Origin of the sequence: Kitasatospora sp. NPDC059973, from assembly GCF_042737525.1 — a bacterium.
Taxonomy (GTDB): Bacteria; Actinomycetota; Actinomycetes; order Streptomycetales; family Streptomycetaceae; genus Kitasatospora.
Map to the genome: position 1 here is coordinate 1 of NZ_JBHWUI010000201.1, position 13,058 is coordinate 13,058.

6 protein-coding genes are annotated in these 13,058 nt (G+C 76.7%); all 6 read right to left on the minus strand.

The genetic code is table 11. The features are described from left to right. Positions 1-81: 81 nt before the first annotated feature. The gene (locus ACFWA9_RS34385; protein WP_380392642.1) at positions 82-1,860 is read right to left on the minus strand and encodes a hypothetical protein; all 1,779 of its coding nucleotides are present in this window, start codon (positions 1,858-1,860) and stop codon (positions 82-84) included. Next, positions 1,857-3,986 carry a hypothetical protein gene (locus ACFWA9_RS34390; RefSeq protein ID WP_380392643.1) on the minus strand — a complete coding sequence of 710 codons (2,130 nt, stop codon included), beginning with the start codon at positions 3,984-3,986 and terminating at the stop codon, positions 1,857-1,859. The genes ACFWA9_RS34385 and ACFWA9_RS34390 overlap by 4 nt, the downstream gene beginning before the upstream one ends. Next, positions 3,983-6,523 (minus strand): hypothetical protein, encoded by a 2,541-nt coding sequence (locus ACFWA9_RS34395; protein WP_380392646.1) that lies wholly within the window; start codon positions 6,521-6,523, stop codon positions 3,983-3,985. The genes ACFWA9_RS34390 and ACFWA9_RS34395 overlap by 4 nt, the downstream gene beginning before the upstream one ends. Then, positions 6,520-10,359 carry a tubulin-like doman-containing protein gene (locus ACFWA9_RS34400; protein ID WP_380392648.1) on the minus strand — a complete coding sequence of 1,280 codons (3,840 nt, stop codon included), beginning with the start codon at positions 10,357-10,359 and terminating at the stop codon, positions 6,520-6,522. The genes ACFWA9_RS34395 and ACFWA9_RS34400 overlap by 4 nt, the downstream gene beginning before the upstream one ends. 117 nt (positions 10,360-10,476) lie before the next feature. Continuing rightward, positions 10,477-12,828 (minus strand): VWA domain-containing protein, encoded by a 2,352-nt coding sequence (locus tag ACFWA9_RS34405; RefSeq protein WP_380392651.1) that lies wholly within the window; start codon positions 12,826-12,828, stop codon positions 10,477-10,479. Between the two features lie 87 nt (positions 12,829-12,915). Continuing rightward, positions 12,916-13,058, minus strand: a 143-nt coding sequence (locus ACFWA9_RS34410) for a Pycsar system effector family protein (protein WP_380392653.1), incomplete at its 5' end; no start/stop codon positions are given.

The following is a 13,058-nucleotide window of genomic DNA, read 5'->3' on the forward strand; positions in this document are numbered from 1 at the left end:
ACACCCACTGCCACGTGCGAGGCCGCACGTGGCAGTGGGTGTGGTGCGACGGCACGGGGGCTCCGGCCGGGTGTGGGTGGGTCAGAGGAGGTAGATCGCGGCCGCGAGGATGACTGCCAGGCCGAGCACGGAGCCGCAGAGGATGAGGATGTTCCGGCTCTGGGGGTCGGGTGGGGGCGGAGGGGGCCGGCGGGGTGGGGACGGGACCGGGGGCGGGGTGGGGCGTCGGTCGGGTGGTGGGGGGTCGGGTGGGGCGGAGGGGCGTGGGGGGTCGGTGGGTGGGGTGAGGGTGCCGGGGGGGAGTTCGTGGAGGAGGCGCTGCCACAGTCGGGGTGGGAGGTCGGGGGGTGCGGCCTTGGCGCCGGGGGGTGGGACGAGGTGGCGCAGCAGCTCGTGTTCGACCGCGGTGCCCTCGTAGAGGAGCGCGCTCAGCAGGGCGTCGAGGGCCGGTGCGTGGCGCCGGTCGCGGACGTGCGGGGTGACGGCCCACTGGAACAGCCAGGCGGCGCGGCGGGCGAGTTCGGTGGTGGACTCGGCGGACGGGTCGGGCCGGCCCCGGTCGGTGCGGTAGAGGTAGAGCCGCTGGTGCAGGACCTCCGCGCAGAGGCGGTGTTCGTCCTCCGGGTGCCGCTGGGGGCTGCGGCGGTGGAGGACGAGCAGCAGGCGGCGGGTGGCCGGGTCCGGGAGGTCCTCCTCGCGCAGGATGTCGAGCAGGGGCCGGTCGCCGATGCCGTCGGTGAGCCGTAGCAGGTAGGGCAGCAGGTCGTTGGTCGAGCCGGGCCGGAGCAGGGCCCGGCGCAGTTCTTCGGTGGGCGGCACCGCCGGCGGGGTGGGGCGCTCGGGCGGGGCGTAGACGGGCTGGTCGTCGGGGTCCGGGGCGGGGTCCGGGGCGGGATCCGGGTCGGGGACTGGGGCGGGGCCCGGCGCGGGATCCGGTCTGGCCGCCCGGACGCCGAGGGTGCGGGCGAGGCGCCGTAGGCGCTCCTCGGCCGGCCAGGTCGCGGCATCCCGCAGCTCGCCGGTCAGTTCGGGCAGACCGGCCGCCCGGCGGCCGGTGGTCTCCAGACAGCGTTCGACCAGTCGGGCCGCCAGCTCGTGGGCGAGGTCGGCCTCGGGGCGGCGCGGGTCCACCCGGGAGCGGGGCTGCTGCTGCCCGGAGTCGGTCGCCCAGTCGGCGACCCAGGTGACCAGCAGGTCGTGGCGGTCCGTCACGTCGTAGGTCGCGAACGTCCACGGCTGCTGGAGCCAGGTGTGGCCGAAGATCTCGTGCAGGCCGCTGATCACCGCGGCGGACGGGTTCCGCTCGGGCCAGCCCGGCAGGGCGTCGCTGCGCAGGGAGAGGCGGTGCCGCGGACGGCGCAGCAGGGCCGCGGTGGCGACGGTGAGCGCGTCGGTCACCCCGGCGATCCGGGCCGGGGTGTCGGCCCAGGTCTGTTCGGCGCTGTCCCGCAGCAGGGCCCGGGAGACGGGCGGGCAGTGGTCGGTGGCCTCCTCGGCGAACCGCTTGGTGCCGAACGACCAGTCGCGCAGCGCCAGGGAGAGCCGGGCGCCGAGCACCTCCTGGTGGCCGAGCAGCAGGTGGCAGGCGGTGTTGGGCCGCCCGCCCAGGTCGGCGGTCGGCCACCGCCGGATGACCGCCGCCTCGCCGCGCTTGGTGACCGTCCGGACCAGGCTGGGGCGCAGCGCGCCGTCCACCCTGAGCAGCGGGGCGAGCTCGCGGGCCAGCTCCTCGGCGCGTTCCGGCGGGCAGGACCACGCGGCGGCGGCCATGCCCGCGCCGCGCCGCCCCAGATTGCCCTGCCAGCGGAACACGATCTGGTCGACGGTGCTGTCCGGGGCGGTGGCGCCCGGGGCGCTCATCGGGTCACCTCCCCGGGGGCGTGGCCGTCGGCCAGCTCGATGATGCCGTGCATGGCGAGCAGCGAGATCAGCGGCTCCAGCACCCGCTGCGCCCGGACGCCGCGCGGGTAGCGGCTGTCCTCCTGCCGCCCGCCGGTGGCGGAGGAGATGTGCAGGGTGCAGTGCAGGGCGGTGTCGAAGGGGCGCAGCCAGGCCTTCCCGGCGTGGCGGTGCAGCAGCGCGTACACGTCGCGGCTCTCCTCAAAGAGCCGTCGGCGGCTCAGCGGAAGGTGGCCGGGCTCGGTCAGCCAGCGGTCCACGGGGGGCTCGGAACGCAGCAGGTCGGCCTTGGCGACCACGACCGCCGAGGGGACGGTGAGGTACGGGCCGTTGCGGGGGATGCGGTCCAGGGCGGTGGCGAACGCCGGGTCCCCGTCCCGGTTGACGTGCAGGCCGAGCGCGGTGCGGATCTCGTCGAGCTGCGGCAGCGGCATGGCGAGGGTGGGGTCGACGACGAAGACCAGGGCGTCGATGCCGAGGAGGAACCGCAGCAGCGCGTCGGTGCGCAGGAGGTCCTCGCCGGCGAGGTCGAAGAAGGCCAGCGGGCGGACCCGGCCGCGGGCGTCGGTGATCAGCAGGGACTCCACGAAGCGGGCGGAGTCGCCGGCGCCGAGCCCGGCGGTGTGGGCGAGCACGTTGCCGTCGCGCAGCGGCACGACGCGGTCGTTGAGGAAGCTGGCGTGCTGCTCCGGGTTGACGGACTGCCAGCTGACGCCGTAGGGCTTCAGCCGGTCGTCGGCGATCTCGGCGATCATCTGGGTCAGCAGGTGGCTCTTCCCGGTGTTCGACTGGCCGATCATGGCGACGGTCAGCGGACGCCCGTTGGTCAGGTAGGGGACGGGGATGTGGTGCGGCGGCGTCGCCGGACCGCCCTCGCAGAGCTGGAAGGCGCCGCGCAGCTCGTCGGCGAGCACCCGCGGGTTCTGCTGGTCGGCGAACCGGTAGGGCTGGAGGTCCTGGACGGCGTCGGGCACGTAGAGGGCGTTCGGGTCGAACCGGATGGGTTCCAGGCAGTAGGGGCAGAGCACGCCGCCGGGGTCGGCGGCCGGGTACCCGTACGGCGCGCCGTCCGGGCCGGCCGTCGCGTCCTGGTCGGCGGCCGCCGGGGCGCCGTACCCGGGGAGCGTGGCGTACTCGGGCAGTCCGGTGTCGCCGGGGTGCTTGAGGGCGACGGCCCGGTCGAACTCGGCGCGGTGCCGGCCGAGGCCGTCGCCGCCGGCGGTGCGGCCCGCGCCCGGGCGCCGGTCGGGCGCGAGCAGGCCGAGGAGCGCGGCCGGGGCGGGCCGGTCGGCGGCGCGGGGGGCGAAGGAGGACCGCATGGTGTGGGCGAGCGAGCGGTGGTCGGCGAGGTCGGCGGGCTCCCGGTCCGGGTCGCCGGGCCGCCCGGTGACCAGGCGGTACATCACCTGGGCGGTGCTCCACAGGGCGTCCCGCGGGTCGCTGTGCCCGGTGCCGCCGCGCACCTCCGGCGAGGCGTACGGCGCGGGGCCGCGCGGGGTGCGCGGCCGCCCTGTGTGGGCCACCGCGTCCAGGCCCCACAGCTGGACGGCCCGGCCGTCCCAGCGGACGGCGGCGGGGGTGATGCCGTGGTGGACGAGGCCGAGTTCGGCGAGCAGGGCGGTGGCGTCGACGAGGTCCCGTTCGACGGTGCGCAGCTGGGTGACGGCGAGGCCGTGCAGCCGCTCGGCCGGGGTGCCGCGCGGCGGCCGGTAGAGCACGAACGGCTCGGCGACGTCCAGGTCGTAGCCGATCACCACGGGGAAGAGCCGGGCGAACTCGGTGTCCCCGAACGTGCGGTGCAGCCGCAGGGCGGTCGCCGCCTCGGTGTCGAGCGCGTCGCGGGCGGCGTCCGTGACCCCCGTGCCGGGGGGCGCCGCCGCCCGGACCTGCACGCACTTGACCGCGCCGTCGAGCAGGGTGTTCCGCATCAGGGGGGCGTCGCGGACCACCGGCCCGGTCGGGTCGGGGCCGAACCTCGCGGTGGCGAGCAGACGTCGCCCGGCGGGCGTCAGGTAGGGCAGGTCGACGCCCTTGGGGCGGCCGGGGTCGCCGGGGCTCCGCGGCCGGACGGGCCCGGTGGTGCTCACCACTGCTCCTCCTCCTCGGGCAGCGAGACGTGCCGCTGCCGGACGGTCTCGACGACGCCGGCCCGCAGCGCGGTGAGCCGCAGCTGCCCGGCGTAGCGGCCGGCCGCCGTCCGGACGTCCCGGACCTCGGGGCGGCCGGGCGAGGTCCGGTGCCCGCCGGAGCCGTCCTGGGCGGCCTCCGGGGCGAACCGGATCAGGGCGACGGCGTCGGGGTTGCGGCTGAGCAGGTCCAACTGCTCGGCCGAGTTCAGCTGCAGCAGGCCCTGGCCGTCCTGGTCGGGGCCGGCCGCGTCGGCGGCCCGGCGGATGTCGATGCCGAGCAGTCCGGCCGGGCCGCTGCGGGCCCGGTGCGGCGCGGCGAACGGCGGGGCGGGCAGGACGTCGTTGCGCCGCAGGTGGTCACGGGCCACCGCGAGCAGCTCGCGCACCCGCTCGGCGATCCGCTCCTGGGCGGCGTCGCCGGCGTAGCCGCGCTCGACCGCGCCCCAGTAGGGCTCCAGGGCGGTCAGTGTGGCGTCGGTGAGGTCGCCGGCCAGGGTCGGCACCAGGTCGGGACCGCCCTTGGCCTCCCCGCGCTCCAGCCAGCGCGGGCCCGCGGCGGCGGTGCCGGGCAGGGGCCCCGCCGGGCGGACGGGGTCGGCCGTCCGGGCCTCCTCCCGCCGCTCGCTGCCGCCTCCGGAGGGGACGCTGGTCCAGTCGTACTCGTCGGGTTCGTCCGGTTCGGCCGGCTCGTCGCCCTGGTGGTGGTCGCCCCGCCCGTACGGGGTGGACGCGTCGTTCCCGGGATCGTCGTCGGCGGTGCGGCCGAGCCAGTCGTCGTCGCTCTCCGCCATGGCCTCGGGCGGGTCGGCCCCGAGGTCGCGAGTGGCCTCCTCCTCGGCGGCGGTGACCGAGGCGCGGAGCACCCCGACCACCGACAGCGCCGCGTCGGCGCAGTACCGGCGCTCCTCGACGGCCCAGAACTCGCGCAGGGCGCGGGCGAGGAGCTCGTCCAGGCCGTTCAGTCCGTCCTGCAGCGGTGTCACCCCGCGTTCCAGGCCCCAGCGCTGGGCGTGGTCGTGCCAGGTGCGCAGCAGCAGCCAGCCCCCGAGCCCGAGCCCGGCCGGCAGGCCGAGCGCGCCCGCCCAGACCGGCAGTCCGGCCGCGCCGGCGGCCGCCGCCGCCACCGCGGCCCCGAGGAGGGCGGCCACGCCGAACCGTCCGGCGTCGGAGGCCCGGCCCGGGCCGCCGGGCAGCCGGGTGACGGCCCGCAGCATGCCGAGCACGAGCAGCACCGGGACGGTGAGCGCGGCCGGCAGCGCCGGCCAGGTCCACAACCCGCCGAGCGCGCCGGCCAGCCCGGTCAGGGCCAGCACACCGGAGCCGGGCGGGTCGGGCGGCAGCGGACGGTCGGGTGGCGCGGCCACCCGCAGCCGGTCCAGTTCGGCGATCCGCGGGGCGTTGGAGAGCGGCTGCACCTGCTCGGCGAGCAGCGACAACTGCTGCTCCACCGAGCGCAGCGACAGGCCGTCGCGCAGCAGCCCGAGGGCGAGGCTGCGCAGGCTCTCGCCGATCTGCTCGCCGGTGGTGGTGGCGGGATCCACGGCGACGCCCAGCCGGGCGAGCCTGGTCGCGGACTCGGCCGCGGACTGCGCGCCGACGGTGCCGCCGTCGCTGCGCAGCACCTTGCCGATCAGACTGCCGTAGCGGTCCAGCGCCGACCGGGCCCGGTCGAGCGCGGACTCCAACTCACGGCGGCCGGCCCCGTTGACGAGTCCGGCCGGGCTGCCGAGGGTGACCAGTTCGGCCTCGGCGTCCGCCAGCGCGTCGACGACCTCGTGGCGCACCCGGGAGGTCTCGCCGCCGTCGACCGGCCGCCCCGGGGCGCCGGTGGTGGAACCGGCGACCAGACCGGCGAGGGTGGTGGGCAGGGTGGCGCCGGTCAGGACGGTCGGACCGGAGGTGGGCGAGCCGGCGAAGCGGAGCAGCGCCTCGCTCCAGGCCTGGCCGCGGACCTCGGGGGAGAGGCCGTGCTCCAGGACGCGCAGGGCCGGGGCGGCCACGCCGTCGGGCAGCGAGCCGAGCAAATCCAGTGTCTCGTCGAACAGTTCGGGCATCGCGAGGACGTCGACCAGGACGGCCAGGGCCTGCGGGTCGGCGGGCCCGGCCTGGTCGGCGGCGCCGTGACCGGCCTGGAGGTCGCCGGCCCAGAGCAGGCCCGCCTCGGGGGCGCGCAGGGTGGCGGGACGCACCAGCCGGCGCTCCGCCGGGAGGTCCTCGTCGGAGCGGGCCGGGAGCCCGCCGACCAGGAGGCAGAGCACCCGCACCCGGCCGGGCGTGCGGTAGCCCATGATCTGCTCGAACCGGGTGCGGTGCTCGTCCAGCCCGGCGGGGGTGTCGACCACCAGGAAGCGCTGGTCGTGCGGTTGGACCAGGCCCTGCGCCGCGAGCCGGGCCGAGACGGCCGCCCGCAGCACGGCAGGGTCCTCGCCGGCGAGTTCGGCGGTGCGCAGATCGAGGTGGACGACCGGCGCGGACTGCGACAGGGGAGTGCTCAAGCGGGCTCACCGCCCCGGCGCTCCGTGCCCGACTCGCCCGGCTCGTCCCACCAGGAGGTGGAGCGCGGCTCGTCGGGGAACTCCCGCGGGGGTTCGCCCCGGGCGGCGGACCGGTCGGCGCTGCGGTCGGTGTCCCACCCGGTGTCCCGGTCGCTGGCACGGTCGGCGCTGCGGTCGGTGTCCCACCCGGTGTCCCGGTCGCTGCCACGGGCGGCGGACCGGTCGGTGCTGTTGTCGGTGTCCCACCCGGTGTCCCGGTCGGGGCGTCCCATGAACCCGGTGTCCGGGGCGGGCTCCTCCCGCCGGTCCGCCGGCCGGGGGGAGGGCTTCGTCCAGTCGTCGTCGTCGTACGCGGCCCCGGCGCGGTCGGTCCGGCCGGCGCGGTCCTCGTACGCGGCCCCGGAGCGGTCGGCCCGGTCGGCGCGGTCGGTGCGGTCCTCGTACGCGGCGCCGGAGCGGTCGGCGCGGTCGGCCCGGTCCTCGTACGGGTCCCGCTCGCCGCCGGCGGAGCCGTGGCGGTCGTCGTCGTACGGGTCCCGCTCGCCGCCGGTGCGCTTCGGGGCGGGCTCCCAGCCGCGCGCGCGGCCCCGGCCGTCGGGCCGGTCGGCCCGCCGGGCGGTGCCGAAGTCGTCCTCCTCCCGCACCGGCGGGACGCGGGTGCCGTAGGCGTCCTCCTCGGTGTCCTCGACGGCGCGCGGGGACAGCTCCCCGCGCTGGATGACGTCCAGCAGCGTCTCCAGGTTCGGCTGGACGGCCCGCTGGTCGCCGAACTCCAGCTTCAGTGCGGCCGGCAGGGTGTCCGCCCAGAACTGCCAGAGCGGGCGGAACCAGCCGTCGACACGCTCCCCGCCGATCTCCCGGCGGGACCGGAGCATCCGCAGCTGCTGCGGGGCGATCTGCTCGACCAGCCGGACGAACAGCGGGTCCGGCCGGCTGGCGGAGCGGGTCAGCCCCGCCGGGCGGGCCGCCATCAGCCGGCTGCAGTAGTCCTCGACCGTCCGTTCGTCGTCCAGCACCGTCCAGCGCTCGTAGGCGCGCAGCAGCTCGGCCCAGCTGGAGACCCCGTTCTGCTGCTCGCCGAGCCGCAGCCGCACGCCCGGCACGTCCACGCCCCGGTCGCGGAACAGCCGCAGCCGGATCAGGTGCGGGGAGTCCTCCGGCCCCTCCAGCACGTCCACCTGTCCGTTCCAGAGCAGGCTGAGCAGCCGGTGCAGGATGAGCCGGCGGTCGGCCTCGGTGGAGACCAGCCAGTCGTCGCGGTGGCCGAGCCGCTGGCGCCAGCGCAGGACGTCGTCGCTCTGCTCGTTCTCCTTCGCCTTGGCCCACTGGCGCAGCATCTTGCGGGCCTCCGGCACCTGGGTGAGGCTCATCTCGCTGCGGAACAGCACGACCGTGATCGACTGCGTCTCGACGCCTCGGAACTCCGCCCGGGCGTCCTTCGGCAGCCGCAGCGCCTTGCGCAGGAAGTCCTCCACCTCGTCCGCGGACTTCACCCGCGGGTACGTCACCAGGGCCTTGAGCGGGCCGGTGCCCTCGGGCACGAACCCGGCCGGCAGCAGCCCGGCCAGCTTGCGGCCGAACTGCTCCAGCGCCTCCTTGCTGACCTGCTCGGCGTCCTCCGTGCTCCCGGCCGCCGCGGCCAGCAGCACCCCCATGGCGGGCAGCAGCGGGCGCTCCTCCAGCTGCTCGCCGCTCTCCGCGAAGAGCCGCTTGACGCCCGCCTCCACGGCGGTCTTCACCTCGCCGACCGCGTTGCCGGGGTTGCGCCGGCTGAGCGCGTTGGCGGAGCGCCACTCCTCGCCGCCGACCAGGCGCATCAGCAGCGCGGCCTCGTCCTCGGTCTCGGGCAGGCCCTCGCGCGCGGTGAGGCGGGTCACCAGGTCGTCGTAGAAGTGCTTGAGGTCGCGCTGCGGCGGCAGCAGGTAGGAGACGCCGGTGCGGTCCTCGTAGAGCGTCTGGGACTGCTCGGCGAACGCCCTCGGCTCGTCCCGGGCGTGGTTGCGGAAGGCCGTGGCGAGCCGGCCGACCTCGGCCTCCAGCGCGCGGGCGGTCGGCTCCCAGCGCTGCTGCTGGCTCTTCCAGCCCTCGTGCCACAGCTGCCGGCTGCGCCAGCGGTACCAGGCGTCCTGGGCCCGCAGCACGGCCTGGACCTCGTCGTCGCCCCAGCGCGGCTGGGCGAGCCCGCCCATGCGGCGCCGGATCCTCGGGGCGGACGGCGGCTGCTCCCGGGTGCCCGGCGGCAGCGGGGGCGTGTGGGTGCGCTGGTCGAGCAGGCCGAGGAAGCCGAGGCGGGCGAGGTCGTTGCCGTCCTGCGGCACGCCCCGCACGATCCGCTGCACGGTGAACGGGTCGACCTTCGCCAGCAGCCGGTCCACCGCCCTGCGGGGTGCGAAGTCCTTGGCCATCTCGGCCGTGCGGACCGCCACCTGCCGGGCCAGGTTGGCGAGTTCGGACTGCATGTCGCCGAGCCGGGCGGCCAGCCCGGCCTCGATGGCCGAGCTGCCGCGCGGCTCGGGGGACGGCGGCTGGATCTCCAGGGCTGGCCGCAGCAGGAGCTCCTCCAGGCCGGAGTCGGTGAACATCTGCTTCACCAGCTCCTCGGCGGAGTGGCCCGGGCGGTGCGTGCGGTCGTCGAGCTGCTGGACGGAGGCGCGCAGGATGCGGCCGGAGACGAGCGAGGCCAGCTCGTCCACCGGTGCGGTCATCGAGGCGACCAGGCTGGTGGAGACGCCGCGGCGGCCGATGCCGGACGGCGCGGTGGCGGCGCGCTGCGTGCCGCGGTTGATGAAGCTCGCGGCGAAGGTCTGGTAGTCGTCGTCGGCCCGGGTGCGGGCGGTGCGGCCGTCGCCGAGCTCGGTGCCGATCAGCGACATCACCAGCGACACCATCGAGCGGCGCAGGTCGTCCGGCCGGATGCCGGCGGTGCGGTTGAACAGGAAGGCCGTCGGCAGGATGCCGGTGCGCAGCCGGATCGGGGGGGTGTGCGGGTAGCGCACGCGCAGTGTCAGGTCCTCGTCCAGGTCGCCGAGTTCGGCTCCCTCGACCGGGGCGTTCTGCTCGTCGACCAGGCGGAAGAGGTCGACCAGGGCGCGGGCCGAGTTGAGTTCCGCCTCCCGGCCGCCGCCGCTCGCCGCCGGGAACGCGGAGGGCATCACCACCAGCGGGTAGATCTTGACGCCGTCGAAGCCCTTCTCCCGGAAGGCGTGGTTGATCAGGTACAGGTAGTCCAGGAAGATCCCGGCGCCGGTGCCGCCCGCGACGGAGAACGCCACGAAGACGTCGCAGCCGGAGACCGGGCCGCCGCCGAGCTGGCTTAGCACCCCGCCGGAGCGGGCGAGCGCGTCGATGGCCTGCATCAGCGGTTCCAGGACCGGGTCCAGCCCGCCGCGGAGGGTGCCGAACAGCCCGGCGCGGCCGACGGTGGGCAGCTGGCCGGCGCCGTTCTTCAGCGGTACGACCCGCGGCTCGTTGTTGCGGGGCGGCAGCCAGGCGGCCGTCTCGTCGGGCAGGCTGGCCCGCAGCATCTTGGTGACGTCGGGCGAACTGTCGAAGTTCGGCAGCAGGTCGTGGGTGGAGCGCGAGGTGCGGCTGAAGACGGGACGCAGCGCCGGGGCGGCGGAGGCGTGCGGCAGCCTCGACAGGTCGGTCTCGCTGAAGTCGGCGTAGACGAACTGCAGGCAGTCCGGCAGCTGGTAGGGGGCCATGGCGCCGAGGCCGGTCAGCGCCGTGCCGTCCGGCCCGCAGAGTTCGGCGCGCAGCCGCCGGTCCAGCTCGGCGCCGACGAGGCCGCCGGTGCCGCCCAGGCCGACGAAGAGCATCGGCTGGAAGATCTTCATGTGTTCCGCCTCCATCCGGCCGCGCGGTGCGGCCGGTTCGGGTGTGGGGTGGGGCGAGGTGGACGTGCGTGGGTCGGGCGTGGGTCGGGGTCGGCGTGGCTGGGGCGGGCGCCCGGGTCAGAGGTAGTCGGAGGACGGCGTGGACGGTCCCGTCGCGAAGGGCCGTTCGTCGGACCGCGGTGGCGGCGGGGTCGGCCCGGTGCGGCGGCCCGCGCCGAGGCCGAGGCTCAGGCCGTCGGCGAGCGGAACGGGGGTGTCCGCGCTCAGCCGCGAGGGCGACCGGCGGCGGATCTCCAGCACCGCGCCGCCGTCCTGGCTGCGCTGCACCCGGTACGTGCCGCCGGGCCGGCGGACGATGCGCGGGTGCGGGCCGCCGACACCGCTCACCTCGAACTCGTACCAGCCGCGGGAGCCGGCGGACGCGGTGTGCTTCCCGATCTCGCGCCCGCTGTCGTCGAGCAGGAGCAGCTCCAGCCCGGCCGGGGTGCTGCGGTCGCGGGTGATCCGGCGACGGACCAGCAGGCCCAGCACGGCCAGCACCACGACGGCGCCGGCGAGCGCCAGGGCCCACCACCACTGCTCCAGGAAGGTCGGCGGCGGGGTGACGGTGAGGGAGAGCGGGCTGTCGACCAACACCCGGTCCCGGTCGGAGGTGTCGACGACGGTGACCTTGCCGCCCACCGTCACGCCGTCGTCGCCGAGCAGCCGGCCGAACGCCTTGGCGCTGCCCACGGTCAGGGTGACGTCGACCGTGCGCGACTCCTTGGGCGCCAGCGTCACCGAGCCCGGGGACACCGTCAGCAGGCCGGCGGCGAGGTCGGTGACGGCCGGGCGCAGGGTGTGCGGCACCGCGTCGTCGTTGCGCAGGGTCAGGGTGCCCCCGACGCCGTCCCCGGGGTGGGCGCCGGCGCCCCCGTCCAGCGAGAACGACGCGGTGACCAGCGGCACCGCCGGGGAGACCACCGAGGCGGCCGGGCGGTTCTCGTCGGCGGCGAGGCCGGAGGCGGTCAGGGTGCCGGAGGCGGTGATCCGGCCGGTGGCGCCGGCGGGGACGGTGACGGTGCCGGTGAACGTGGCATCGCCGCCCTTCGCGTCCGGGGCGGCGCCGTCGTCGGCCAGCGGGACCGGGACGGACGGGAAGCCCTCGCCCGCCAGGACGGCGGTGACGCCGAGGTCCTTGAGGTCCTGCTGGTCGGTGATCGCCAGGCCCTTGCGGGTCTGCAGCTTGAGCGTCACCACGGCCTTCTCGCCGGCCCGCGGCGACGGCGGGGTCAGCGTGATCGAGCTGTTCAGGGCGCCGCGCCAGAGCACGCTGACGCTGGCCAGCTGGTCCCGGTGCCCCTCGGGGGCGTCCAGGTGGACCCGCCAGTCGCCCGGCACCGGGTCGGTGATGCGCAGCGACTCGACGCTCTGGCCGCGGCCGGAGAACTCGAACGTCGAGTCGGGGTCGGACTGGGGCCCGGTGATCTGCTTCCCGGAGGGGTCGAAGTACGTCGCGGTGACCTGCGGGTCGCCCTTGTCGACCACGATGCTGCCGACGGTGGCGAGCGGGGAGATCCGCACCGGCAGGTCGGCCGGCGGACGGCCGGTCTTGCCGGGCTCGGCGCGCAGGCAGTGGGCGGCGGCGAAGGCGGCCTCCAGCGCGGTGCCGACGGCGCCCGAGTCCTGCACCACCGAAGCCCGGGGCCTGGCGCCGGGCAGGCTGACGCAGCCCTCCTGGAAGCCGCCGGCCGCCATCCGGTCCAGGGCGGCCCGGTCGATCTCCGCGCCGAAGCCGAGCGGCCAGATCTGGATGTTGGCGGCCTTGGCGGCCGCCAGTGCCCTGGTCAGCGCCTCCTCGCCGGCGGCCGCCCGGTGCGCCGGGTCCCCGTAGGCGGGGCTGTCGCTGACGTCCAGCTTGCCGTCGGTGAGGACGAACAGGACCCGGGGGACGGCCGGGTCGGTGCCGTCACCGAGCCGGCCGACGCCCTGGAGGACGGCGTTCGGGAAATCGGTGCCCTGGCCCTCGTCGGGGGCGCGGCTGTGCAGCTTGGCGATGCAGGTGCCGATCCGGTCGCGGCCGGCGGCGTCGAGGACGGTCGGCGGGCAGACCTCGTCCACCGGGTGCTGGCCCGCGTTGTCCGCGCTGGCGAAGCCGAACACGCCCACCGTCGAGGCGGGGTGCACCTCGCCGAGGGCGATCCGGACGGCCGCGGCGCGCTCGCGTTCGAGGTCGGCGGGCTTGAGGCTGCCGGACTCGTCGACGGCGACGGCGTAGTTGACCGGGCCGATGGACGCCGGCGGTGTGCCGGGCGCGGCCGCGGGCGCGGGATCGTCGGCGGCGGCCGGACCGGCGGGCAGGCCCGTGGTCAGCAGGGCCGCCGCCGCGACGACGGCCGCGGCGCGACCGAGGCGGTGGCGCGGCTGCCGGGGCCGGGTCGCGGCGGCCGTGGCGCGCCTGCGGGAGGGCCCGAGGGACAGGTGGTGCACCGTCATCTCCTCTGGATCAGGGTGCGTGCTCCCGGCCGACCGGTGTGGCCGGCCGGGGAGTCGGCGGGTGGGGGCAGGAGGGTGCGGTCAGGCGAGCAGCAGCCCGGCGGTGGTGAGGGCGGCGCCGGGCGCGAGGCAGCCGACGCCCCAGCGGATCCAGCGGTACTTGGCGGCGAGGATGGTGCTGACGTCGACGGCCTGGACGAGCAGCCAGCCGACCGGGTCGCGGC

What these genes read in the sequence shown, in the direction of transcription:
- ACFWA9_RS34385 (WP_380392642.1), bottom strand. Translation starts at nt 1,860, where the DNA reads ATGAGCGCCCCGGGCGCCACCGCCCCGGACAGCACCGTCGACCAGATC.
- ACFWA9_RS34400 (WP_380392648.1), bottom strand. Translation starts at nt 10,359, where the DNA reads ATGAAGATCTTCCAGCCGATGCTCTTCGTCGGCCTGGGCGGCACCGGC.